The sequence below is a fragment of the Pedobacter chinensis genome (assembly GCF_003339865.1).
In the GTDB taxonomy this organism is placed as follows: Bacteria; Bacteroidota; Bacteroidia; order Sphingobacteriales; family Sphingobacteriaceae; genus Pedobacter; species Pedobacter chinensis.
In genome coordinates this window covers 287221-313889 of sequence record NZ_QPKV01000002.1, presented here as the reverse complement: position 1 = coordinate 313889, position 26669 = coordinate 287221, and the positions used below count along the sequence as shown (strand labels likewise).

Annotated in this window: 23 protein-coding genes; 17 read left to right on the top strand and 6 right to left on the bottom strand. The window is 35.7% G+C overall.

Annotated features, from left to right (window positions below):
• Position 1: 1 nt before the first annotated feature.
• The 7 genes from DU508_RS02600 (at position 2) to DU508_RS02570 (ending at position 7755) form a co-directional block, all read left to right on the top strand.
• Entirely contained in the window at positions 2-1186 is a 1185-nt protein-coding gene (locus DU508_RS02600) for an alginate lyase family protein (protein ID WP_115401282.1), read from the top strand.
• A 1-nt stretch (position 1187) separates the two neighbouring features.
• The gene (locus tag DU508_RS02595; protein ID WP_115401281.1) at positions 1188-2360 is read left to right on the top strand and encodes a glycoside hydrolase family 88 protein; all 1173 of its coding nucleotides are present in this window, start codon (positions 1188-1190) and stop codon (positions 2358-2360) included.
• Positions 2361-2454: 94 nt separating this feature from the next.
• Positions 2455-3573, top strand: coding sequence for a glycoside hydrolase family 18 protein (locus tag DU508_RS02590; protein ID WP_233509382.1), 1119 nt, complete (start codon positions 2455-2457; stop codon positions 3571-3573).
• A gap of 193 nt (positions 3574-3766) precedes the next feature.
• Positions 3767-5242, top strand: coding sequence for a glycoside hydrolase family 30 protein (locus DU508_RS02585; protein WP_115401280.1), 1476 nt, complete (start codon positions 3767-3769; stop codon positions 5240-5242).
• A 21-nt stretch (positions 5243-5263) separates the two neighbouring features.
• Complete coding sequence (locus DU508_RS02580) at positions 5264-6088, top strand: SDR family oxidoreductase (protein WP_115401279.1); 825 nt, start codon at positions 5264-5266, stop codon at positions 6086-6088.
• 3 nt (positions 6089-6091) lie between these two features.
• Positions 6092-7267, top strand: a complete 1176-nt coding sequence (uxuA, locus tag DU508_RS02575; protein ID WP_115401278.1) for a mannonate dehydratase — start codon at positions 6092-6094, stop codon at positions 7265-7267.
• Positions 7268-7521: 254 nt separating this feature from the next.
• Positions 7522-7755: a hypothetical protein gene (locus DU508_RS02570; RefSeq protein ID WP_115401277.1), complete on the top strand. Its 234-nt coding sequence runs from the start codon at positions 7522-7524 to the stop codon at positions 7753-7755.
• Position 7756: 1 nt separating this feature from the next.
• On the opposite strand, the gene DU508_RS02565 is transcribed toward DU508_RS02570, so the two are convergent.
• A complete protein-coding gene (locus DU508_RS02565) occupies positions 7757-8914 on the bottom strand; it encodes a DUF4185 domain-containing protein (RefSeq protein WP_115401276.1) in 1158 nt (385 codons plus the stop codon).
• Between the two features lie 264 nt (positions 8915-9178).
• Between DU508_RS02565 and DU508_RS02560 the strand changes: the two genes are divergently transcribed.
• Positions 9179-10264 (top strand): metallophosphoesterase, encoded by a 1086-nt coding sequence (locus DU508_RS02560; protein ID WP_115401275.1) that lies wholly within the window; start codon positions 9179-9181, stop codon positions 10262-10264.
• Between the two features lie 39 nt (positions 10265-10303).
• On the opposite strand, the gene DU508_RS02555 is transcribed toward DU508_RS02560, so the two are convergent.
• Complete coding sequence (locus tag DU508_RS02555; RefSeq protein WP_115401274.1) at positions 10304-11467, bottom strand: sensor histidine kinase; 1164 nt, start codon at positions 11465-11467, stop codon at positions 10304-10306.
• 150 nt (positions 11468-11617) lie between these two features.
• Between DU508_RS02555 and DU508_RS02550 the strand changes: the two genes are divergently transcribed.
• Positions 11618-13090 (top strand): glycoside hydrolase family 130 protein, encoded by a 1473-nt coding sequence (locus tag DU508_RS02550; RefSeq protein ID WP_115401273.1) that lies wholly within the window; start codon positions 11618-11620, stop codon positions 13088-13090.
• Positions 13091-14031: 941 nt separating this feature from the next.
• Here the strand turns inward: DU508_RS02550 and DU508_RS02545 are convergent.
• Positions 14032-16302: a glycosyltransferase family 4 protein gene (locus DU508_RS02545; RefSeq protein ID WP_115401272.1), complete on the bottom strand. Its 2271-nt coding sequence runs from the start codon at positions 16300-16302 to the stop codon at positions 14032-14034.
• A gap of 138 nt (positions 16303-16440) precedes the next feature.
• On the opposite strand from DU508_RS02545, the gene ku reads away from it, so the two are divergent.
• The gene (ku, locus tag DU508_RS02540; RefSeq protein ID WP_115401271.1) at positions 16441-17211 is read left to right on the top strand and encodes a non-homologous end joining protein Ku; all 771 of its coding nucleotides are present in this window, start codon (positions 16441-16443) and stop codon (positions 17209-17211) included.
• A 98-nt stretch (positions 17212-17309) separates the two neighbouring features.
• Here ku and DU508_RS02535 read toward each other — a convergent pair whose 3' ends face one another.
• Positions 17310-18428: an alpha/beta hydrolase gene (locus tag DU508_RS02535; protein WP_115401270.1), complete on the bottom strand. Its 1119-nt coding sequence runs from the start codon at positions 18426-18428 to the stop codon at positions 17310-17312.
• A 147-nt stretch (positions 18429-18575) separates the two neighbouring features.
• Here DU508_RS02535 and DU508_RS02530 point away from each other — a divergent pair, with 147 nt between their 5' ends.
• The 3 genes from DU508_RS02530 to DU508_RS02525 are packed head-to-tail and all read left to right on the top strand — an operon-like array spanning position 18576 to position 19938.
• On the top strand, positions 18576-18944 hold the full coding sequence (locus DU508_RS02530) for a SpoIIAA family protein (RefSeq protein WP_115401269.1): 369 nt from the start codon (positions 18576-18578) through the stop codon (positions 18942-18944).
• Positions 18945-18961: 17 nt separating this feature from the next.
• Positions 18962-19114 carry a hypothetical protein gene (locus tag DU508_RS23750; protein WP_158542116.1) on the top strand — a complete coding sequence of 51 codons (153 nt, stop codon included), beginning with the start codon at positions 18962-18964 and terminating at the stop codon, positions 19112-19114.
• Between the two features lie 17 nt (positions 19115-19131).
• On the top strand, positions 19132-19938 hold the full coding sequence (locus DU508_RS02525) for a mechanosensitive ion channel family protein (protein WP_115401268.1): 807 nt from the start codon (positions 19132-19134) through the stop codon (positions 19936-19938).
• A 5-nt stretch (positions 19939-19943) separates the two neighbouring features.
• Here DU508_RS02525 and DU508_RS02520 read toward each other — a convergent pair whose 3' ends face one another.
• Positions 19944-20312: a response regulator transcription factor gene (locus DU508_RS02520; protein WP_115401267.1), complete on the bottom strand. Its 369-nt coding sequence runs from the start codon at positions 20310-20312 to the stop codon at positions 19944-19946.
• 147 nt (positions 20313-20459) lie between these two features.
• Between DU508_RS02520 and DU508_RS02515 the strand changes: the two genes are divergently transcribed.
• The 4 genes from DU508_RS02515 (at position 20460) to DU508_RS02500 (ending at position 24126) form a co-directional block, all read left to right on the top strand.
• Positions 20460-22673, top strand: a complete 2214-nt coding sequence (locus tag DU508_RS02515; protein WP_115401266.1) for an ATP-binding protein — start codon at positions 20460-20462, stop codon at positions 22671-22673.
• A 2-nt stretch (positions 22674-22675) separates the two neighbouring features.
• On the top strand, positions 22676-23095 hold the full coding sequence (locus tag DU508_RS02510) for a response regulator (RefSeq protein ID WP_115401265.1): 420 nt from the start codon (positions 22676-22678) through the stop codon (positions 23093-23095).
• 83 nt (positions 23096-23178) lie between these two features.
• Entirely contained in the window at positions 23179-23763 is a 585-nt protein-coding gene (locus DU508_RS02505; protein WP_115401264.1) for a biliverdin-producing heme oxygenase, read from the top strand.
• 183 nt (positions 23764-23946) lie between these two features.
• On the top strand, positions 23947-24126 hold the full coding sequence (locus DU508_RS02500; RefSeq protein ID WP_056096518.1) for a hypothetical protein: 180 nt from the start codon (positions 23947-23949) through the stop codon (positions 24124-24126).
• A 933-nt stretch (positions 24127-25059) separates the two neighbouring features.
• Here DU508_RS02500 and araA read toward each other — a convergent pair.
• Entirely contained in the window at positions 25060-26550 is a 1491-nt protein-coding gene (araA, locus tag DU508_RS02495) for an L-arabinose isomerase (RefSeq protein ID WP_115401263.1), read from the bottom strand.
• Between the last annotated feature and the right edge of the window lie 119 nt (positions 26551-26669).

Below are 26669 nucleotides of genomic sequence, written 5' to 3'. Positions count from 1 at the left end.
TATGAAAAGAATTATTCCTATACTATTTTTTACAACTGTATTTGTAACTGCGACAGCATTTTCTTTCAAAAAAGATGTTGATCCTGCAAATATGAGGAAGCAGGCTGAAACATTACTGAAAAAACAAGTTTTGGAAGAAGCAGCCTTGGCAATGAAACAAGATCCCATAACGGTAACGGCATCTTCATCGCCGCGAAGCGCAGGAGGAAAGCACGACTTTTTCTCAGAAGCTGATTACTTTTGGCCAGATCCTCAAAATCCTGACGGGCCATATATCAACAGGGATGGATTAACTAATCCTGACAACTTTGTGGCGCATCGTAAGGCAATGATTCGTTTCAGCAAAGTTATCGGTGCCTTAGCATCAGCATATAAAATCACAGGCGATGAAAAGTATGTTAAACAAGCTGTTAAACATTTTCAAGCATGGTTTATAAATGCAGAAACCTTAATGAATCCAAATTTGCTTTTCGCACAAGCGGTAAAAGGAAGATTTACAGGCCGTAATTATGGTATTATTGATACCATTCACTTAATGGAAGTAGCACAAGGAGCTTTGGTAATGGAAAATGCTAAAGCGTTTGATAAAAAAACCTTAAGCGGCGTAAAAAAATGGTTCGCTGATTATATTTTATGGTTGAACACTTCTAAACCTGGCATTCAGGAAAAGACAGTTAAAAATAACCACGCTACCTGCTGGGCCATGCAAGTCGCATCTTTCGCTAAATTATGCAAAGATGATAATATGCTTGATTCCCTGCGTATAAGTTATAAAACAATCTTATTGCCCAATCAAATGGGGATGGATGGTAGTTTCCCATTAGAAATAGCAAGAACAAAACCTTATGGTTATTCTATTTTTAATTTAGATGCAATGACCATGCTTTGCCAAATCCTTTCTACTCCAAAGGATAATCTTTGGGATTTTGAAACGGAAGATGGAAAATCAATCAAGAAAGGTATTCAGTATCTTTATCCATTCATCGCTGATAAAAATAAATGGACTTTAAAGCCTGATGTAATGTATTGGGATAACTGGCCCGTTGCACAACCGTTTTTGCTGTTCGGGGCAGTTCAATTCGATCAGGCGAATTGGTATAGTACATGGGCTAAGTTAGATCATAAACCTCAGGTAGAGGAGGTTATCAGGAATCTACCTATTCGTAATCCTTTAATCTGGTTATAATATGAATTTAAAAATTAAGATAACGTTATTAAGTGTACTGTCATTCAGTATGGTAAAGGCACAAAAAGTTGATGTTGCCAAAGCATTTTCATCAGCAGCAAAACAAACAGATGTACTCATTAAAAATGTAGATTCTGCCCGTTTGATCAAGCCAAATCTGGTTTCGCCAAGAACAGTAGAAAATGGACAGTTTAAAATGGTTATTTCAAAAGACTGGACAAGTGGTTTTTTTCCCGCCGAGCTTTGGTATTTCTATGAATACACAAAAGATAAAAAATGGCTTGATTTAGCCAGAAAATATTCAGAAGATATTAAAAAGGAACAATACAACAAAGGTACGCACGATTTGGGCTTCATGATTTATTGCCCGTTCGGAAATGGTTATCGCCTTACTAAAGACACCGCTTATCGTTCGGTTATTATTCAGGCGGCTAAATCTTTATCAACAAGGTTTAATACCACTGCGGGTGTTTTAAAATCCTGGGATCATAACGGCGATAAATGGCAGTATCCTGTCATTATCGATAACATGATGAATTTAGAATTACTTTTTGAAGCCACTAAAATGACCGGCGATTCATCTTTTTATAAAATTGCAATTTCACACGCAAACAACACGATAAAAAATCATTTCAGACCAGATTTCAGCTCTTATCACGTAGTGGATTATGATACGCTGAAAACCGAAAATATTTTGCAAAAGGTAACCGCACAGGGTTATGCAAATGAATCGGCCTGGGCACGTGGTCAGGCATGGGCGTTATATGGTTACACGATGTGTTATCGTGAAACAAAAAATAAAACTTATTTAGCTCAGGCAGAAGGAATTGCTGGTTTTATATTAAACAATAAAATCACTCCTGAAGATGGCATTCCATATTGGGATTATAATGATCCACAAATCCCAAATACTTCAAGAGATGCATCAGCGGCAGCAATCACGGCATCTGCTTTGTATGAACTTGCCGGATATGGTAAAAATGGAAAGAAATATAAAGCAGCAGCTGATAAAATCTTATATTCATTAAGTACAAAATACACGAGTAAAACAGGAGATAATTATGGTTTTATTTTAGAACACAGCACCGGCCATCGCCCTGCAAAATCTGAAATAGATGTGCCTATAAACTATGCAGATTACTATTATTTGGAAGCGCTTTTAAGAAGTAAATAAATCTAATAGCTTCTCACAATTAAAAACAAACCGAGCCTGTGAGTTCATTAATACCTTTTAAAACAATAAACAACACAATTAATAATTTATACAGATGAAAATTAAGCTGTTTATTCTTGCGCTGTTTAGTGTAATTACACTAAACGCCATGCGATCAGAACGGAAGCCTAAAACAAAAGTTGTGATCGGTTATGTGGGTGGTTATAGAGGCTTAGTGGATATAAATAAAATTCAGGCTGAAAAATTAACACATATTAATTATGCTTTTGTTAATGTGAAAAACAACCGTGCTTTGTTAAGTAAAGAGGCAACAGATACTTTAAATCTGCAAAATTTAAATAAGCTTAAACTTAAAAATCCAAATCTTAAAATCTTAATTTCCATTGGCGGATGGGCCTGGAGTGAAAATTTTTCTGATGCTGCACTTTCAGATACGTCAAGGAAAGCTTTTGCCGAAAGCGCGGTGAAAATCATTGAAAAATATAATCTGGATGGGGTGGATATTGATTGGGAATACCCTGCAATTCCTGGCGAAGAAGGTAATGTGTACAGACCTGAAGATAAGCAGAACTTTACTTTAATGTTAAAAGAAGTTCGGCTTGAACTCGATAGCTTAGAAAAGATACAACAAACCAAAAAGCTTTTAACTATTGCAGTGGGTGGTTTTACCAACTTTATCAATCACACTGAAATGGATAAAGCACAACAATATCTTGATTTTGTAAACCTCATGACATATGATTTTTATAACAGAGATTTTGCCGGTCATCACACGAATCTTTACAACTCGAAAATACGCCCTGCTGAAAATTATGCTGATAAAACCTTCAGAGAGTTTCTAACGGCCGGAGTTCCGGCCCATAAGCTGGTCATGGGAATTGCTTTTTACAGTCGTTCGTTTACATTAAAACCAAACTCAACAAAAGGTTTAGGTGATTCGGTTCTAAGTACTAAGTATGGAAAGGGTTATACCTTTATTAAAGATAGTTTAATCAATCAAAAGGGATTTACCAGATACCATGATAAAGATGCAAAAGCTTCTTATATTTTTAATTCTGTAACCCGCGAATACATGACTTATGACGATGAGGTATCTGTAACGGAAAAGTGCAAGTATGTGAATAAAAATAAAATGGGAGGAGTAATGTTTTGGGAATACGATTCTGATTTGAAAGGGTATCTGCTTGATCAGATTAACAAAAGCTTAAAATAATTAGGTAACGCATGATATGAGTTATTTTCCTAAGAGATAAAACGTTATGAGGAATAGTAAAAACGAGAGATAAAAAATGATATGTAATATTTATGATTTTGTGACTTAAATGGATGATTTATTCGGAAATTCGGATCGTGAAATAAAATAAATGCGTCGTTTGTAAGGCGTTAAACGTAAATAAATAATGATAATGAAACAAAATCTGAGCATCCTATTGGTTTTGGCAACTGCATTTACTGCAGCCGCACAGAACAAAAAAGCCGTTAAAGCAGTCGCAAAAACTGTTCAAACGTATGCGGTTGGCAACAAAAAAGTAACGGTTTACACAACTGCTGAAAAATCTGATTATCGCATCAGTAAAACTGAAACCTTAAGTTTTGTAGAGAATAAACAACCATTTGAAACAGAGCCTTGTATTTTTGTAGATCCGACAGTTAAATATCAAACTTTAGTGGGCATTGGTGGTGCATTAACAGATGCCTCTGCTGAAACTTTTGCTAAGCTTTCGAAAAAAAATCAACAGGAATTATTGAAAGCTTATTATAGCAGAGAGGGCATAGGTTATACTTTAGCGCGTACCAATATTGCCAGTTGCGATTTTTCGAGCGGAAGTTATACTTATGTTCAGGATAATGATAAAGATTTAAAAACTTTTAGTGTCGCGCACGATGAGCAGTTTAAAATTCCATTAATTAAACAAGCTATTGCTGCAGCAGGAGGCAAATTGCCATTATATGTAAGTCCCTGGTCACCACCAGCATGGATGAAAGATAATAATAGTTTATTGCAGGGCGGCCATTTATTGCCAGCTTATCGCCAAAGTTGGGCCAATCATTATGTTAAGTTCATTAAAACTTATGAATCAATGGGAATTCCGGTATGGGGTTTATCTGTTCAAAATGAACCAATGGCTAAGCAGAAGTGGGAATCATGTATTTATACGGCTGAAGAAGAACGTGATTTTATCAAGAATTTTTTAGGTCCAACTTTACATCGGTCAGGTTTGGCAGCTAAAAAATTAATTGCCTGGGATCATAATCGCGATCAGATTTTTCAAAGAGCAAGCACCATTTTAAACGATAAAGATGCAGCAAAATATGTTTGGGGCATTGGTTTCCACTGGTATGAAACATGGACTGGAAGTGATATGCAATTTGGAAATGTTCGCCAAACGCATGAAGCTTATCCTGATAAAGCTCTGATTTTTACAGAAGGTTGTAAAGAAAAATATGACGTGAAAAAATTAGATGACTGGACTTTAGGCGAGCGTTATGGTTACTCAATGATTAATGATTTTAATGCAGGAACCGCTGCCTGGACAGACTGGAACATTCTTTTAGATGAAAACGGTGGACCAAATCATGTGGGGAATTTCTGTTTTGCACCTGTGCATGCCGACACCAAAAATGATAAACTGATTTATACCAATGCATATTATTACATGGGCCATTTTTCTAAATTCATTCGCCCGGGTGCAAAAAGAGTAGGCGCTGCATCAAGCCGCGATAAATTGCAATCTACAGCTTTCTTAAATGCTGATGGAAAGTTGGTAGTCGTTGTCATGAATCAATCAGACGAAAAATTAAAATATAGTTTATGGATTAAGGGTAATGCAGCCACAACAACAAGCTTGCCTCACTCCATAGCCACATTAGTGGTAGAGTAACCAAATAAAAAACAAAATAAAATGGTAAAAGAAGTCGAAAGCCTTTTTTCTTTAAAAAACAAGGTTGTTGTTGTTACCGGAGCAACAGGTGTTTTAGGAGAGGCTTTTATTAATGGATTGTGTGCCGCGAAGGCAACAATTGTAGTCATCGGCAGAAATGAAGATGTAGCGAAAAATAGAGTAGAAGAAGCACGTAATGCTGGTTGTAAAGCCATTTATATTATTGCTGATGTACTTAGCGAACAAAATTTGATTGATGCAAATACACAGATAATTGCCGAATATGGCCGTATAGATGCATTGGTAAATGCTGCAGGTGGCAATGTGGCCGATGCTGTTATTCAACCCACCAGTGATATTTTCGATCTGAATGTTTCTGCCCTAAAACAGGCTTTCGACTTGAATTTATTTGGAACAATCATCCCCACTCAAATTTTTGGCAAAGAGATTGCAAAACATGGCGGCAGTATCGTGAATATTTCATCAGTATCCGCTACACAGGCACTTACCAGGGTTTTAGGATATTCACTTGCCAAGGCTTCTATTGATAGTTATACGAAATGGATGGCAGTTGAGTTGGCCAACCGTTATCAGGATAAAATCAGAATGAATGCTATTGTTCCTGGCTTTTTTATTACCAATCAAAACAGAGCGCTTTTAACCAATGATGATGGCTCCTTAACCTCAAGAGGAGAGGCCATCATTTCAAAAACTCCATTTAAAAGATTTGGAAATCCTGAGGAATTAATTGGGGCTTTAATTTATTTATTAAGCGATGCCTCTAAATTTGTAAATGGCGAAAACATTAAAGTTGATGGTGGATTTTGTGCGTATTCTGGAGTATAATTTATGGAAACGAAATATAAAAAATTAGAACAAACCTGGCGTTGGTACGGCCCAAACGACCCGGTAAGCTTACAAGATGTTAAACAAGCCGGGGCAACTGGTATTGTAACGGCTTTACATCACATTCCCCATGGCGAGATTTGGCCATTGGCTGATATTGAAGAAAGAAAAGAGATTATCGAAGCCGCAGGCTTAACCTGGTCGGTTGTAGAGAGTGTACCTGTGCACGAAGCCATTAAAACCCGCAGAGCAGATGCTGAAAAATATTTGGAAAACTACAGAAATTCATTAAAAAATCTTTCTAAATGTGGAATCAAGATCGTTTGTTACAACTTTATGCCGGTTTTAGACTGGACACGTACACAACTCGATTTGGAAATGGCAGACGGCTCAAAAGCTTTGTACTTCAACTGGATCGATCTGGCAATTTTTGATCTGCATATTTTGAAAAGAGAAAATGCTGAGGCAGATTATTCAGCATCAATTCTTCAAAGGGCAAATGAAAAGTACTCAACGCTTAATGATAAAGAACTGGATGATTTGCGCATCAATGTTTTAATGGGCATTCCGAATGAAAAAGAAATTGAGCTGGAAACACTAAGGGCAAGCATTAGTGAATATGCAGCCATCGGTACAGAAGGTTTAAAAGAGAATCTGAAATATTTTCTCTCATCAATTGCCAATGTTTGCACGGAAGAAGGCATTAAAATGACCATTCATCCTGATGATCCACCTTATCCTATTTTAGGTTTGCCACGAATAGCCAGTACTTTAGCAGATTTCAAATACATCATAAGTGAAGTTGATCAGGCATTCAATGGAGTTTGCTTTTGTACAGGATCTTTAGGTGCCGGAATGAAAAACGATGCTTTAGAGATTTTCAATACAGTTAAAGAACGTGTTTATTTTGCGCATTTACGTAATGTAACCAAAGATGAAGATGGCAGTTTTTATGAGGCAGATCATTTAGGCGGAGACGTTAATATGTACGAAATTATGAAAGCGCTATCTGAAGAAAATGCAAAACGTGATAAATCCATCCCTTTCCGCCCTGATCACGGACATCAAATGCTTGATGATTTGGCCAAACAAACAAATCCTGGTTATTCTGCAATTGGTCGATTAAGAGGCCTGGCTGAATTAAGAGGTTTAGAAATCGGTGTTACCGGAAACTATTAGTTTTATAGCAAAATCAGGCTGCCGCCTTTATTTTGCCATTGAGAAATTAAGGAAATTAAACGCTTTGCTTAATGCTCTTAATTTCTCAATATTGAATTTCTTTGCCGCTTGGAGCCGACAATTATATGTCGCATCGCATCTTGTTAAATGTTAAAAGCAAAAATGCGCTACAATCAATAGTCACCAATTTCAAAAAACATGCCTTCATTTATTTAAAATATTAGGTATGGCTTGAAATTTGAGCGATTGATATTATGGAAAATAAATCAAATCCCGATAAGAAAATATTAAAACCTGCTGTTATTCACGATGATTTACCAGAGGTAAAAAAGCCTGAACATTTGCGAAAAGCCATTCCGGAACATGATAGTGGTTTACCCGAAAACCCGGAAAGAAATTATCATCATGAAGAATTTAAAACATCATCATCGAGCCATGATGAAGTAAAACATGCTGATGATGATATTTGGAATGGAGAAGATGCTTAATTCATTTTGTGCTAATATCGGCAGTCATTAAATAAACATTGTAAGGTTCCCACTGCGACATGGTAAAATATAATTTATCACTCTTATTTTTTAATGGATAAATATAAGGGCAATACAAGCCTTTAAATTCTTTTTCGCTGGCCAATATTTTTAAATCACTCCAGGTTCCGTTAATGTTTTTTGCATCACGATAAACGATTGCATGAAATTTATCCTTTACATTTGGATCGTAAGCCGAATCATAGCTATAAGCAATTATCCATCTTTTATATTTTTCATGATAAAGTAGCGATGCCTCACCAATTGGTCCAGGTATTATAATTGTCGCTTTGCTTTCATCACCTTTAATCCATTTTTTTAAGTTGCTATTCCAATATTCATACTGATTAAGGTTTAGCATGTTTTTTTCCTTGATACGAGCTAAATAACCAGGTCCGCCTCTGCCTGACAGGCTGCCTATCATCAATACATAGCCATCCTTTTTTGCATAACAAACCTGAGAAAATTTACTGTCGCCTTTAAAAGTTATTTCATTTCTTCTCGTCCAGGTTTTTCCATTGTCTGCAGAGGTGTATATAGAAGAAAAATTGGTTAACCATCGGCCATTTCCACCTGCCCAATCATAAATATTCATGTAATGAACATAATCTATGTTTTTAACTCTAATGGCTGCTGTGGGGATAGAGGTGTTATATTTTTGAGGATTGGTTTTGCCACCTGCACAAATTTCGCGAGCACTGCCTTGATCATCTAAAGCCATTGAATCGATTTTTATTCCATCCTCTAAGTAGTCATCACTCGAAAAAGCTAAAACGTTTGATCGCCAATTTGCTCCATTACCTCCACCTTTACCATCTTTTTCAGCAATAAATTCCCTTCCGTGGGTATCACCAAAGAAAATTCCAACTTTTGAACCTTCCATTTGCCAAAAAATTCCAAGATCGGTACCACCAACATCGTACTGTTCAGCAGTATTGTTTGGGCTTGGAAGCTGTTCACCTTTAAGTGGCGTACCAGTTAAGCGAGAAATTTTTTGAATATTATTGAGTTGAAGTTCTTTAGTTTGGTTCTGAGCAAAATTGATTTTAGAAATGCCAAAAAGGATTAATACTGATAAACTAAAAGGTTTTAGTAAATTTTGAAGTTGAATGTTTATCATTTTTGTTTTATTTGGTTAGTTTTCTCGAAAATAAAAACATTCTGATCATTTGAAAGGAATCTAAAGTAAATGTTACTTTGCAAATAGAAGATAGAAAATTTTTTCTTCAACCAAAAAACACATTTTCAAAAAAAAATATAGCAATTACAACACAACAAATGTAATTGAATTCATGCTCCGTTAATATGGAATTATGCCAGGGTTTTAAAACGTTTACTATTATATTTTGTTAAGTTTGATTGAATACATGATCAACATTTTTTGATGCGGAAACTGTTACAACGTTTATTAGGCAATTGGATAATTGGATTATCGAATAAGTTTGGCTCTCGCCCTAACCAGAAACGTATTCATGATGCATTGACCACGCTTTATAAAAAGATTTTAAAAAATCCAGGCAAACGGGGTTTGGTTTTTAAGATCACTACCGCAGATAAGTTCATTATTTTTTCTGATCAGCACAAGGGTGCCAGAGATTATGCTGATGATTTTTCTTTATCAGAACAGAACTACCTGAAAGCACTGCTACATTACAATGATGAAAATTTTCATTACATCAATCTTGGAGATAGCGAAGAACTTTGGGAGAATTTAATGGAATCGGTTATCAAACATAATCAAGCCACTTTTGATATCGAAAAAGCATTTATAGAAAAAAATTCCTTTACCAAAATATTCGGAAACCATGATTTGTATTGGGATAATGATCCCTTAGCTGGTTTTACTTTAAATAGAATTTACGGTAAAAAAATCTCAATATATGAAGGTGCCTTATTAAAAATTCAACTTTCAGGAAAAACACTGGATATATTTCTTACCCATGGCCATCAGGGAGATTTGCAGAGCGATGGAAACTGGTTCAGTAAATGGTTTATAAGTACAATATGGGCGCCATTACAAGCTTATTTACAAATAAATCCGAATACGCCTGCCTATGATAACCAACTGAAAACCGACCATAATCGAATGATGTACAACTGGCAAGCTGAACAAACAAATACGGTGCTAATTACCGGACATACCCACCAGCCTGTATTTGCTTCCCTCACGCATTTAGAACGAATTTATGTTAAACTCAAGCGCGCTACAACTGCCGGTAACCAGCAGGAAATAGATTTTTTGAATGCCGAACTAAAACAGCGGGTTAAGGAAGGAGATATGGCGCCAGAATTTAAACCCTATAAGCCTGGTTATTTTAACACTGGCTGCTGTTGTTTTAGCGATGGCGACATTACCGGCATTGAAATTGAAAACGGCTTTATCCGGCTTGTTAAATGGTCATTCCTTAAAACCGGAACCCCTGAACGGATTTTATTAGAGGAAATGGAATTAGTGGAGTTGTTGGATTAATTGATTTCTTTAACTGATCATGTGAAAATTGAAAACTATTTATTTAACAGGTAATTGCACAAAAAAAGTTGTGCCTTTATTTTTACCCTCGCTCTCTGCCCAAAGTTTGCCCTTGTGCATATCAACAAACATTTTAGCCATGGTTAACCCCAATCCATTCGAGTTTTCTTTATGTGTTGGTATGGCGCTTAAACGGGCAAATTTGATGAATAATTTTTCTAAATCTTCGGCTGACAAACCTACTCCCTGATCTTTTATTGCAATGGTAATAAGGTTTTCTTCAGTTTGATGACTAATCATAATCGCTGTACTTTCATCAGAAAACTTAATTGCATTATGGAGTAGCTGGAAAAACAATACTTTAAGTTTATCGGTATCGCCAAAAATTTCCAATGCGCTATCAATATCAATCACAAATGATTGCTTTTTTTGATTTGCAGTTAAAGCGAGGTTTTTCGTAACAATTTCTAAAATTTCTTTTAAATCAACCTTTACTTTTTGTGGTTTAAAAGAGCCGCTTTCCTTTCTGGCTGAAATTAAAATCTCGTTTAAGCTATCAACAATCTTTTTAGATTGGACATTTATTTTAGAAGCTATTAAAACTGCTTTTTCATCAATATTTGATATTCTTCCAATTAACTCCGATTGCAGAGAAATCGTAGTCATCGGGTTTTTTAAATCATGAATAAGAACATGTAACCGATCATCCTGAGCACTTAACGATTTTCTAATGGCAATTCTGGTTTCTAGTTTATCAATAACCATTTCAGCTAAACGGGCCAGCATTTTTATCTGATTGTTTGATGGTGTTTTAAAAACTGTATCAAAAACATAAATAGCTCCAATGTTAAATCCATCGGGAGATTGAATGGGTGCAACCGCGAAAAATTTTATTTTTTCATTGTCCGAACTAAACTCTTTATTACTGATTACCTGAACATCATTACCTAAAATGGCTAATGAAACCGGGCTATTTTTTCTTTTGGTTTCAACTGCAGCACCAATTTGGGATTTTATAAAAATATTTTCTTCTTCTATAAAACAAATTCCGGCATGAGGTACCTCAAAAATTTCACTGGCTAAACTGCTAATATTATCGAAAGTATTTTCTGCTGGTGAATTTAAAATCTCGTAGTAAAAAAGTTTTTGTAAACGTAATTTTTCATGATCAGGAATAATATTTTCTGGCGACTTGCTTTGCATGGATGATCTCGTTTGAACAGATGTTTATGCTAAGGTAAATATTCTCATCAAAACGATAAAAACAGAAACAATTAACTCGTAAATTAGTTACTATACTACTTGCAAATTATAAGACTGAAAGATTAAATTAGCTACCAAAACATCTTAAGAATGAGATTATATATAGAACGAAAGCCTGTTAAGGTTAACCCAGATACCAAACGAGTTATAGCCCGGTTTTTTTTTAACGGAGAAGAGAGAGCATTAGAAGTAATTAGAAAGGTTTTAGAATTTTCTGATGAAAAAATTTTTTCTTTAATATCTCCCATATTACAAGAGTACTCCAAACGCCACCGCAACATTACAAAGATTTTAAACCGTCATTGCAAAAAATTAAAAAAACAATTTTTAGCCCTGGGAACAGATATGGAAGATCTGGATCAATATACCAGATTGCTGATTGGTGCTTATTTCACACATGAATACTCCATAGAGTCTGCTGCTTTTTTTAATCCCAGCATTGTAGATGATCCTGATCAAACTGATCTTGTTGAAGGAGAGAAAAGAGTGATCATTAGTTTCAGAGCCGTAGGGGAAGGGCATATTTCATCAATTGTGTTTCGCAGAGCACTAATTGATAAGAATAATAATATTCAGGTTTTACCTGTTGGGAACTATGTAGATGAAGCAGAAATTGTTAAAAATGCCATTTATGTAAAGAAATTATTTTTTAAAAAAGCGGCATATGCACAAATAGATCCATCTGTTTTGGAAGAAATAGAAGCCAAGCTTGATGAAAAGTTTGAATACACGAGTTTGAGCAACATCATCAAAGATTCCAAAAGCCTGCATAAAGAAGATCCTACCCGATTGATCGAATATGATAAAGTGCTTTGGCTTTCTGATACCTATCATACCATTACCTTTTCAAAAGATACCGACATTTCAGATCGTGTAATTTTTCCCATATCTGAATTTGAACGTAAAGGAATTGAAGATGCCAGATTTGTTAAGTTTATAAAAGATGATGGAAAGATTCTTTACTATGCTACATATACGGCTTTTGATGGGTCTCTGATCATACCTAAACTGGTACAAACAGCAGATTTTTATGAGTTTAAAGTAATTCCGCTTTATGGTGATGGTGCACAAAACAAAAATTTAGCGCTGTTTCCAAGAAAAATAAATGGAAAATATGTGATGATGAGCAGAATTGATGGATGGAACAATTACTTAATGTTTTCTGATAAAGTAAATGTTTGGGAAAATCCAATACTGTTGAAACAACCAAGATATTGCTGGGAATTAGTGCAGATTGGAAACTGTGGTTCTCCGATTGAAACTGAAAAAGGATGGTTGGTTATTACACACGGTGTTGGGCCTATGCGAAGATATTGTATTGGTGTAGTATTATTGGATTTGGAAGATCCAAGTAAGGAAATAGGACACCTGAAAGAACCGTTAATCATCCCAAATAACGATGAAAGGGAAGGTTATGTTCCAAACGTGGTTTATTCTTGCGGATCGATTATCAGCAATGGAGAATTAATCATACCTTATGGGTTATCCGATTATAGTTCTTCATTTGCCACGGTTAATCTCGAACTGTTATTAAACAAGTTATTGGAAAATAATGATGAATAAATCTTGTTAGTGATTAATAAACAAAATAGGGGTTATCCAAAAGTTCTTCTTTTTTATCCTAACTTCATTTGGAAGCCCTTATTGCCTAACCGCTGTCAGTTTGAGCATAGTAGAAGACCCGCGTGCAAGCATGAATACAATTGAAGATAACTTATTAATGAATAAATCTAATGCAATGGAAAACAAAAAGCAATTCATTATAAACCAATACCTGTAGCTAAAGGATTCTTCGTGCCTGCCATTGACGTTATTTATGAAACACCGTTATTCCGTTGTTCATTTCAATATTGAATTTCCGCTCAGCTAAGCCAAAGTACTGTTTCTTCGTTCCTCTTAAATCGGCCTGACAAATTTTCGGAAAGCATTGGCAAGGCCTTATTACTAACTTTAACAGAAAAATTTTAAGCCGACAGTTTTGTTTCTTTTGCTGTCAAAAGAAAAAAGCCCGTCTGGCCAGGCAAAAGACACCTCGCCATACCCTGTGTAGCTAAAGGATTCTTCGTGCCTGCCATTGACGTTATTTATGAAATACCGTTATTCATTTCAATATTGAATTTCCGTTCAGCTAAGCCAAAGTACTGTTTCTTCGTTCCTCTTAAATCGGCCTGACAAATTTTTCGGAAAGCATTGTCAAGGCCTTATTACTAACTTTAACAGAAAAATTTTAAGCCGACAGTTTTGTTTCTTTTGCTGTCAAAAGAAAAAAGCCCGTCCGGCCAGGACAAAAGACACCCCGCCCTGCGGGCACCCCTCTAAAAGAGGGGGAATTGCAATAAGGACATAGGGTGGGAGCCACGAAATTGACAGTCTTATTGCTTAACTACACATTAATACAAAATATTTTTTTCAGAGAGTTGACAACTTTTTTTCTAATGTATCAGAAAGAAAGTTGTCAACCCTAATCATAAAGATTTAGCCAGGAACTTATTGGCTGCTATATTTCAGGCACATTTATCTTGTTCCACTAAGGGAGAAGATAATGTTTGGTATTCGGCTTCAGCTGCTTTTAGCACAGCCAGATGTGATACAAAATAAGCCAACGTACTTTCTGCTCCCTGATTTCTATTCACACTGCCGAATTGTAATCCATCGGCGCAACCATGAGTTTCAAAATCATACAAAGGAATATGCAGACTGTTTTTGCCTAAAAACCATTCATAACTAATATGCATTAGATTTAAATACTTTTCATCTTTGGTGATTTCAAAAGTTTTGGCATAAAGTAAAACCATAGCCATCGTTTCGAGTGCTTGCTGATCATAAATTGGATTCTTACCATGTTTCTTCATCCAGCCAGCATTACCAACCGGATTTAAGTATCCGTTTTCAAATGAGAAGCTGTTTAGAAACTGAATACTTTCCATTGCAATATTGTACGATTCCATATTTCCTGTTACCTCGTGATGATGCAACAATGCTAATGGTAATATGGCGTTATCATAGGTCAAAATATCTTCAAACCAGTGCCAGTTGCCATCTTTATTGGCATGATATGATTGAATTAAAGATTTAGCCAGGGCATTTACTTCGTTAATTAAAAGTTTATCGCCAGGATGAGCACATAAATAATACGAAACACCGATAATGGTATTCGCAATGCCTCTTAAATATTTTAAATCCTTAAAATGTGAGATGGAATGTGAAAACAATTCTCTTCCAAACTCCCGGTAAGAGTTGTTTGGCGCAACGCAAATAAGGTATCCGAGTGACCAGATGGTTCTTCCGAAGGAATCTTCTGAACCGACTTCATCTAAATAATTTCTGTTAAAACTTAAAAAATTCCTGAAGTTTCCATCTTCACGTTGCATATATTGAATGAAGCTCAAATATACAGGAATGAGTTTTAATGCCTGTTGATTTTTATCTTGTTCATAAGCCATTAAAGCCATAATCAAAGCCCTTGCATTATCATCAATACAGTAACCTTCTTTAAGGTTCGGAATGCCAAAACGAGCATGCTGAATAATTCCGGTATCGTCAGTTAACAAAGAGATATGGCTTAAATTTAATGCAGGCATGCGTTCAACATCAATAATCGGTGGAATGGTTCTTTCAGGTTTTTTACCAGCGGTAACTGCTTCTCTTAAAACATTTAAATAAACATTCCCAATTGCAGGCCATCTCAACTTCAATCCGTATTGATAAGCATTTTGTTTTAATTTTTGATGCTTGCTTTCATCATTTAATAGTTCATTAACAATGGTTGCAAGCTGCTCATCATTTTTAAAATCAAACAACTTTCCACGGTTTTCTGCCAATAATTCTTGTGCATGCCAATAGGGTGTTGAAACTACCGCTGCACCGGCACCAATGGCGTAAGATAAGGTTCCACTCGTAATCTGGGCCTCATTAAGATATGGTGTAATGTATAAATAACAAGCAGTTAAATACTGGTGCAACTCTTCTTCCGAAACGAATTTGTTAACAAAAGCAATGTTATTTTCTACGCCCAAATTTTTAGCTAATGTTTTTAAGCTATCACGATATTCCTCGCCGTTATGCTTTACTACACCAGGATGCGTATTTCCAAGAATGACATATAATACATCAGGATGTTGAGCAACAATTGCGGGAAGTGCTTTTATTACCGTTTCCATTCCTTTGTTTCTGCTGATCAGCCCAAAAGTAAAAAGCACTTTCCTGTTTTTAAACAATGCACTTTCTGAAACCTCGTTATTTAATATCGGTTCGAGATCAGGAACACCGTGCTCAATTAATTTAATAGATGATTTTGGTATTTGATAAATAGTGGTTAAAAATAATATTGCCTTTTTACTCATTACCACAATTTTTGATGATTTTAAAGCAATCTCTTTAATGATGGTTTGTTGCATAAAATTTGGTTCTTTTAAAACCGTATGCAAAATGGTAATGAAAGGCTTTTTAAGGCGATTGATAAAAGAAAGTAAAAAAACGCCACTGTCGCCACCGAAAATTCCAAACTCATGCTCGATAATACAGGTATCAATATCACTTTTATTGATGAAATCTGCAGCTTCTAAATAATCCTGTTGATTTTGTTGGCGAATAACAAACTTTACCTCTTTCGGATACGCGTGTTCATCAAGATTATCTGATTCGTTTAAAGCTACTACAAAACTTTTTTGCGCATTATATGATGGATTTAAGCTTAAAGCGTTAACTAAATTCTGATTGAATGTAGCTAACCCGCATTCGCGTGGGGGATAAGTGGAAATATATGCAATTTTCATAAGTACTTCGATAAATTAATGTACTTATAATAACATTATGAAGGCTAAATGGTTTTGTTTTGAATAGATTTCTGCATATTATGACAAAACAATATGAATTAAGCCCTTGTTAACTATAAAATTTTAATTTTCATCGCTATGAGATCGATTTGGAAAGGTTCAATTGGATTTGGTTTGGTTAATATTCCTGTAAAATTATTTTCTGGCGTACAGGCCAGTCATCTTGATCTGGATATGCTTGATGAACGAGATCACGAAAAAATCCGTTTCATGCGGGTTAATGAGAAAACCCATAAAGAAGTTCCTTTTGATAAAATTGTAAAAGGATATTTCTTAAAGGATAAATACATTATACTTGATAAACATGATTTTGAAGAGGCATCTCCGGAGAAAACTAAAATTATTGAGCTGGAGAACTTCGTGGATATTAAAGAAATCAACCCTGTTTACTATGAAACTTCATACTATACTGAGCCCGAAAAGCAGGGACGAAAAGCTTATGCTTTATTATTGAAAGCGCTGGAAAAATCAGGAAAAGCAGGTGTTGCCCGTTTTGTATTAAGAAATACAGAGAATCTTTGTGTGATCCATCCAAAGGAAAATGTAATTGTTATTACTAAAATCAGATTTGAACAGGAGATTAGAAGTTTATCAGAAATTACTAAAGTTACTGATATCACGATTACAAAAAAGGAAATGGATGTTGGGTTGGCATTAATTAAACAATATAGCTCCAAATTTGATTTAAGTGCATTTAAAGATGATTACAGCAACGAACTTTTGAAAATAATTAAAGCGAAAGCAAAGGGAAAACGTGCTACAGTTAAGAAAATGAAACCTCAAAAAGCCACAAGCGACGATTTATATGATCAATTAATGCAAAGCCTTGGGTCAAAAAAAGGGGCTTAATTTAATTTATCGGGATTCTGGAAATCTATTTTGAATCTTCGGGAACCAAATAAGTTTAGTTTGGAGCAGTTTTATGCTGGCTCCAAACTGAACCTCATCTATTTGAAAGCCTCTTTTAATTGTGCTGCAGCATATGCCTGCGCAGCCTTAGCTTCCGGAACAACAAGGGCCATTCCAAAAAATTCGTGCGTTACGCCCTCATAATTTCTACTGTTCACTTTAACACCTGCATCAGAAAGCTTATTGGCGAACATGGTTCCGTCATCATGTAAAGGATCTATTTCAGCAGTAATGATTGTAGTAGGAGGCAAGCCTTTCAGATTTGCATTTACCAACGATATTTTTGGATTTTGTGACTCGATCATGGTGGTTAAATACTTTTCAGTAAACCAACCCATCATTGCTTTATTAAGTGGTTTTGCCTGCGCGTAAAGTTTATAAGATTCGGTATTCATGTTGGCTTGCGTAATTGGATAAACCAAAACTTCATGTACCGGAATCATGATTTTTTTGTCTCTTGCCGTAATAGAAACATTAGCTGCCAGATTTCCACCTGCACTTTCACCCACAACGGCAATTTTAGCCGGATCTCCTTTTAAACTTGCTGCATTTTTTACCACCCACTCATAAGCCGTAAAAGCATCGTTATGCGCGGTGGGAAATTTATGCTCCGGTGCTAATCTATACGCTACTGATATTACAACTGCTCCAACTTGCTCCGCTAAACCCTGGGCCGATGCATTGTAAACATCCAGGTTTGCAATCACAAATCCACCACCATGATAATAAACAATTAATGGAAATGGTCCGTTACCTGCCTTTGGGGTATATATTCTCAAATGGATTTTTCCACCGCTTACATCAATATCTCTTCCTGTGGTATCTACCTGAGGTTGCGGTATGGTAATGTTGTTTTCCTTAACTAAATCCATTACAGCATCAGTGGGTGTATGATTTTTGCGGGCATCGGTTGGATTAAGGGTTTCTATTGGCTTATCGCCATAACTGGTTAATTTTTCAATAACCGTTTGCATCTCTGTTTTAATGGTTTTCCCCCATTCTGGCGCAGGGCCTGCTGGCTTTAATGCGACTACAACTGATGAGTCGGCCATTACTGAATCTGTTGTATTTGTTGTTCTATCTCCGCTTGTACAAGCAGAAATAGTTATCCCTACTGTACAAAATAAAGCAGAGAGTTTTAATAAATTGTTTTTCATTGGTTGGTTTTTTTGTTTTTATAACTGTTGTTTTCTATAACATTATCAAATAGATAAGAGTTTTTTGACACTTACAACTTTTTAGAATTTAATTAATATACAAACATCTTTAGTAATTAGGTTGTTCTATCAAAAAACTATATACATATGTTAACAGAAATAACAGGATTACCGGATCAGGTTTTTGGAGTTAGGGCAACTGGCGAAGTTACCAGTGATGATTTGAAGAATGTTTTACTTCCGGGTTTAAAGCGCACGGCAGATCGTTTTAATGAAATAAGATATTTACTCGTTTTAGAAACAGATGTAAAAAACTTTACTACAGGTGCATGGGTTCAGGATGCCAAAGCAGGACTTCAAAATTTCACAAAATGGAAAAAAATAGCAGTTGTAAGTCATGAAAAGGGAGTTGAATGGTTTACTGATGTTTTTACAGTAGTAACTCCGGGATCTTCTAAAGGCTTTAAACCCGATGAGATAGAGGAAGCAAAAAGGTGGTTGATTGCTGAAGATTAAAATATTAAAAATTGATTATGAAAAATTCAAAAACATCGGCAGAACATAGCAAAGCTACAGCGCCGAAAGATGAAAAGGCCAAAGGAGCTGATGAAAAAGTAACATCAGCAAAAGATGCTAAAAAAGTAAATGTAACGAAAGATGCTCCCGTAAAACATAAAAAGCCTTAGTAAAATTAATTTATTTTATGAGTTTAGATGCCGGAAATATAAATCGTTTTTATGATAAAGCATACGATTGGATTATAGAAAAAGGTCCTTCGGTTCTTTTAGGGTTTGCCTTGTTATTTCTAGGCCTGTGGCTAATTAAATTATTTAGCAGATGGTCTCGTGCTGCCATGGCCAGGAAATCTGTGAATCCATCTCTTGCCCCGTTTCTTACCAGTCTGATTATTATTACGCTAAGGATATTATTGGTGTTAACCGTAATGCAGATCATTGGCATTCAGCTAACATTTCTAACTGTTTTAATTGGCGGTATAGGGGTGGCGGCAGGTTTAGCACTTTCAGGCACACTTCAGAATTTTGCCAGTGGGGTACTTATTCTGTTGTTAAAACCTTTTGTGGTAGGCGATAATATTATTGCGCAAAGCCAGGAAGGTACAGTAATGTCAATCCAGATATTTTATACCATAGTTAAAACTTTTGATAACCGAACAGTTGTTATTCCAAATAGTAAATTATCTAATGAGGTTATTATAAATATTAGTCGGGAAGGAGTAAGGCGATTGGACATTGAAATTAAATTCAGTTATGGGATTGAATATGATCAGATCGTGTCTGTTTTTAATCAAACGGTAGATGATTTTAAAGAATGCCTGAAAACTCCCAAACGTAGAATTGGAGTGTCTGCTTTAGAAGATAGTGGATATAAAGTTGCAATGAATATTTGGGTAAATGCACATGGTTTTACAGATACTAAATTATCATTTCAACAAGAATTAATGAAAAAGCTAAAACTGGGAGGAGTGAAGTTGCCAGGTATGACCGATTAAAAATGTTACTTTTTTAACAATGCATAAATTTTATCCATCAATTCATCAATGTTAAAAGGTTTGGCCATAAAATCATCTGCTGAAATTCCATCCAAAGTGTAATTGGTAGAATTGTAGCGGGCTGAGATCATTAAAACAGGAATATGACTGGTTGACGGAGTTTCTTTTAATTCCTTTAAAAGTACCCTGCCATCAATATCTGGCAACATAATGTCCATTATAATGACATCAGGATTGAATTCTTGTACATGATCGATAAAATCAGCCCCTTTGTTTAAACCAGCTACATTAAAAGCCTCGCTTTCTAAAATAAGAGTGATAACATCTAAAATTGCATGGTTATCTTCTATAACCAAAATGTTTTTCTTTGCCAAGATTTGGATGATTATTTAAAATTTGAACAAATATAAAATAAAAAATAAATCCTTAAACCGAATATATCAAATTATAGTCATTCTAAAAGTAGGCGCAATATTTGTTAATTCGAAAAATCTGATATTTTTGTAAGATCTAATCCTATTATGAATAAATTTTCTGTCGATTTAACCAATTGTGATAAAGAACCCATCCATATTCCAGGTAAAGTTCAATCGCATGGTTTCTTAATTGCAATTGATAAAACCGATTTTACCATTACTTATTTAAGTAAGAACACAGGAGATTTTCTTGAGGTACCTGCACAGGATTTATTAGAAAAGCCAATTTCAATACTCTCTGATTACGTAAAACAACAGGAACTTAATTTTAATATAGAAGACTTGTTGAAGCTTGGCATTATTAGAAAAAGTTTCGATGCAATTAGTCCATATCCTGTTGAAATCAATGGCAATCCATTTTATATCATCATTAATCCATCAGTAACAGATTGGCTCCTGGAATTTGAGCCACTTACTTTACAATATGATATTCAGAGTTTAATAGGCAGGTCGGCCTCTTCAATGTTGCAGGGTAAGTCGGTTTTGGCTTTACTTAAGGGCGCTGCTATTGAGGTTAAAAAACTGATCAATTATGATCGCATCATGATTTACAAATTTCAGGATGATGGTCATGGCGAAGTTGTGGCAGAAGAGAAGGATGATGACTTGGAGCCGTTTTTCGGTTTGCATTATCCTGCATCAGATATTCCAAAGCAAGCCAGGGAATTATATAAACTGAATTTAACCAGACTAATTGCCAATGTTAATACAGATGATTCTCCGATTATAACATTTAAGGAAAATGCTCCGCTTGATTTAACCAATGGCAGTTTGAGAGCCGTTTCTCCAATTCATATCCAATATTTAAAGAATATGGGGGTTTGCTCCAGTTTCAGTATTTCTTTAATTGTTAATGGAGAATTATGGGGCTTAATCGCATGTCATAATTATAGTCCGAAATTTATTGATTATAAAGCAAGAGAAGGCGCTAAGCTGATAGGCGAAATTCTTTCATCGGCATTGGAATATCGCCAGACAGAAGAAGATTCAGAAGTTATTGAACAGTTTAAAGATACTGCTGCTGTTCTTTTAGAGCATTTGAATAAAGACAAATATTTGGTTGATGCCTTAACATCACATAGTAAAACGCTTTTGGATGTGACCAAAGGAACGGGCGTTGCCATCATTTATGAGAATGTTTTAAAAACAATTGGCCGTGTTCCGGATGATGGGGCTATTTTTGAACTTGCAAACTGGATCAAAACCAACAGTGATGAATCAATATATTATACACATCGGTTATCAGAAATATTCCATCCGGCAAAAGAATATAAAAGTATTGCTTCGGGTATATTAGCTTGTTCGGTAAGCAAAGACCCCGATGAAATTATCATTTGGTTTAAACCTGAGCAGATTACAACTGTAAATTGGGCAGGAAATCCTGACAAGCCGGCTTCTCCGGGAGAGAATGAAATGGCAAGTTTATCGCCTCGGAAATCTTTCGAAATATGGTCGAAAGTGGTAAATAATACTTCAGAAAAATGGCTTTCGGAAGAAATTACTTCTGTTTTACGCCTTCGGGAAATCATTGTTACCTATATTAATAAAAAAGCAAATGAAATTCGGTTGCTTAATGAAAAGTTACAGGCTGCATATGAAGAACTGGATACTTTCAGCTACACCATTTCACATGATTTAAGAACTCCGCTTACCTCAATAAAAACTTACGCAGAATTAATGCTGAAAAATAAAAGCATTGACGATCATGGAAAGAAGATGCTGGACCGGATTTTGACTGGTGCTGATAAAATGAATTTTCTGATAAAGGAAATCCTGAACTTAGCAAGAGTGGGGCGCTCTGAAATAAATTTTGAAACAGTAAATATGCAATCTTTGTTAAATGAGATTGGAACAGAAGTATGGGCAGCTTATAAAGCAGATGGGGCCGAACTTATTTTAGGGCAATTACCAGATTTAAAAGGTGATAAAACGATGATTGCTCAAGTATTTACAAACTTAATCAGCAATGCAGTAAAATACTCATCAATGGTTGATAAACCAAAGATAGAAGTTACTGCGTATGTAGATAGTGGAGAAACGATTTATACCGTGAAGGATAATGGTATGGGAATTGATAACCGTTATTACGACAGGGTTTTTGAGCTATTTAAGCGAATGGACAATGTTAAAGACATAGAGGGAACAGGAGTGGGGTTGGCTATTGTAAAACGTATTGTTGAAAGACATAACGGACGTGTTTGGTTTGAAAGTAAATTAAATGCAGGTTCTACTTTTTACGTAGCTTTTAAAAACAGATAAGAATGAAAACGCCAGATATATTTTATGTAGAAGATGATACAGATTATGCATTTTTTATGCAAAGTGCTGTGCAGGAGGTAAAAAACACATTGGATTTAGCCATAGTTGAAGATGGTAAGGAAGCATTGGCTAAATTACAGGGATTTGCTGATAGTAAAACCAAGCCTAAGCTGATTTTATTAGATTTAAATTTACCCGGTTTATCAGGATTGGATCTATTGAAATTTATAAAAGACATTCCTTATTTGAAAACCATTCCGGTTATTTTATTTTCAACTTCTGATAATCCTGACGATGTTAAGGCATCAATAGAATTTGGAGCCAATGCTTACTTAACCAAACCCGATGGTTATGATAATCTTGTGAAATGTGTACACTCTGTTCACGATTTTTGGTTTAACCAGCATTTAAGATTAAATTAAGCTGATTAACGCATTAAAAGATTCGGATTCATTATTCGAATCTTTTCTTTTTATAACCTTTTAAATTTAGATAAATCCTAATTATGATTGCCAATTTATTGAGAACTCAAACGGCAGAATGCCATGCAACATTAGAATCACTAATGTTTGTTAATGAAATTATGAACAATTCATTAAGCATTGATGATTACAAAAAGCTTTTAACAATCAATTATATCATTCATCAAAAATTAGAGAATAAATTAGCAAATATGCTCGATGCTGATTTGGCCGATAAATTGGACATGAAGAACAGACTAAAATTATCCGCTCTTGAAAAAGATTTAAATTATTGGAAAATTGATAGTTTAACCTTACCAGGTTTGGATTTTGAATTGTTTATTCCGGAAAAAAATAATGCTGAGGTTTTAGGGGCGTTATATGTACTTGAGGGCGCTACACTCGGCGGAAACGTGATTAAGAAGCATATTTTGGCAAATCCAAACTTTGGAGCGCATAAAGAAGGTTTAAATTATTACGGTGTATACGGAGAAGAGTTAAGCACTAAATGGAAAACTTTTGTTTCTGTATTAAATGAAAGTGTTGTAGAAGCCGATTATGAGCGTTGCATAAAAAGTGCAAATGAAACCTTTAATAACTTAATCAAGCTGTCTAAACAGTTAAGCTGAGATGGTTGATTTTGAGCTGTAAAATTTAAAAAATACTTCTATAATACTGCCAGGGCATTTTTTTGATTGTGAAAATGTGCAAAACTTCTTCCAAATTAATATTTGCTTTCTGTTGTTAATTCAAGGTAAATATGTATTATTGAAAAAAATAAATTTTTTAAACCTTAAAAACATCAATTAGCGATGGAAAAATTCTCAAAAGTTAAAGCTGCTGTTGCTGCGATTGAAGCAGATGTAGAAAAATTTTATAATGCTGGCAATGCAGCTGCTGGTACTCGTGTGCGTAAAGCAATGCAAGATCTTAAAGTTTTAGCACAAGAAATCCGTGCAGAAGTAACTGAAAAGAAAAACTCTGGAAAATAATATTTCGCGAGTAAGAAACAAAAAGGGTTCCGTTTTTCGGAACCCTTTTTGCGTTTAGGGATATGAAATAATGCCAACGGCCATCATACTGAACTTGTTTCAGTACTTTAACGGCATGAACGCAAAGCAGTAAAGATGCTGAAATAAATTCAGCATGACGTGGTGGTCAGGCATAACACATAAAAAACGCCAAACATGAACGATCGTCATACTGACCGTACCGAAGCGGAATGCTACGAAGTAAATTATTTCAGGACCTTCATGGCATGAACGCAAAGCAGTAAAGATGCTGAAATAAATTCAGCATGACGTGGTGGTCAGGCATAACGCATAAAAACACCAAAACATGAACGATCGTCATCCTGCCCCTGTACTACCGAAGCGGAAAGCTACGAAGTAAATTATTTCAGAACCTTCACGGCATGAACGCAAAGCAGTAAAGATGCTGAAATAAATTCAGCATGATGTGGTGGTCAGGCATAACGCATAAAAAACACCAAACATGAACGATCGTCATCCTGACCTGTAGCACGAAGCGGAAAGCTACGAAGTAAATCATTTCAGGACCTTCATGGCATGAACGCAAAGCAGTAAAGATGCTGAAATAAATTCAGCATGACGTGGTGGTCAGGCATAACGCATAAAAAACGCAAACATAAACGATCGTCATCCTGACCTGTAGCACGAAGCGGAAAGCTACGAAGTAAATTATTTCAGGACCTTCGCGGCATGAACGCAAAGCAGTAAAGATGCTGAAATAAATTCAGCATGACGTGGTGGTCAGGCATAACGCATAAAAAACGCCAAACATAAACGATCGTCATACTGACCGTACCGAAGCGGAACGCTACGAAGTAAATTATTTCAGGACCTTCATGGCATGAACATATAGCAAGAAGGATACTGAAATTATCTGCTTAAAGCATCGTGTAATTATTTATAAAAAACCTCATTCCAATGCAATTCATTTCTGAACTGATTGATTTTGGTATCTGCACCAATATTCACATACTCTAAACCAGCAATATTTGCAAAATCTAATAAATGTTCGGTGGTCAAATTCTGACTGTAAGCTGTATGATGCGCACCGCCAGCATAAATCCATGCTGCACAACCTGTTTTCATATCGGGAAGTGGTTTCCAAAGTACACGGGCAACAGGTAAATTTGGTAAATCATTTTCAACTTCAACAGCTTTTACTTCATTCACTAACAAACGGAAGCGATTGCCCATATCAATTAAAGATGCATTTAAAGCATCGCCACCACCAACATTAAACACCAAACGGGCAGGATCTGCCTTACCGCCAATGCCTAAGGGATGAACTTCCAGGCTTGCTTTACCAGCTGCCAGACTTGCATCAACCTCAAGCATGTGCGAGCCTAAAACCATGGCGTTTGCAGGATCAAAATGGTAAGTATAATCTTCCATAAAAGCATTGCCACCTGCTAAACCGGCGCCCATTACCTTACATGCACGAACCAATGCAGCGGTTTTCCAGTCACCTTCTCCAGCGAAACCATATCCATCGGCCATTAAACGCTGTGCTGCAATTCCCGGTAATTGGATCATTCCATGCAGATCTTCAAAAGTATCAGAGAAACCCTTAAAATCGCCATCTTCTAAAAATTTTCTTAAGCCCAGTTCAATTTTAGCAGCCTCATAAACCGATGAATGTCTGGCCCCGCCAGCTTTTAAATCATCATCCATCTCATAAGTTTCTTCGTATTCCTTCAATAATTTCGAAATCGATTCGTCATCTATTTCATTAATTACAGCTACTAAATCGCCTATTCCATAAGTGTTTACAGAGAAACCAAATTTCATTTCAGCCTCCACCTTATCACCATCTGTTACAGCAACAAAGCGCATGTTATCACCGAAACGGGCGAATTTAGCACCTTGCCAGTCGTGCCATCCGGCAGCAGCTCTACACCAGGTATCAATTTGTTTTGCCACTTCTTCATCTTGCCAGTGGCCAACTACCACCTTGCGATCTTTACGCATACGGGAAACCATGAAACCAAATTCACGATCGCCGTGTGCACTTTGGTTCAGGTTCATGAAATCCATATCAATCGTACTCCATGGAATGTCACGATTAAATTGAGTATGTAAATGTAACAAAGGTTTTTGTAACACATTTAAACCTCTGACCCACATTTTTGCAGGTGAAAAAGTATGCATCCAGGTCATTACACCAATGCAATTCTCATCAATATTGGCTTGTTGTAAGGTTTCAAAAATTTCTTCAGTAGTTTTTACTATGGGCTTGTATATTACCGAAACGGAGATGCTCTTGTTTTGGTTTAATGCATCTGCCACTTGTCGAGCGTGCTCTGCCACTTGTTTTAGGGTTTCTTCACCGTACAAATGCTGTGTTCCGGTAACAAACCAAACTTGTAATTTTTTTAAATCAATCATTATTTATGTTGTTAAATCGCTTAATTGTTTAATCGGTTAACTGAAATAACATTCAGCTAGTATTTTATCATTTAACTGTTTTGAAAAGCAGGTTCCTGTTTTTCATTGGTTATGGTAGC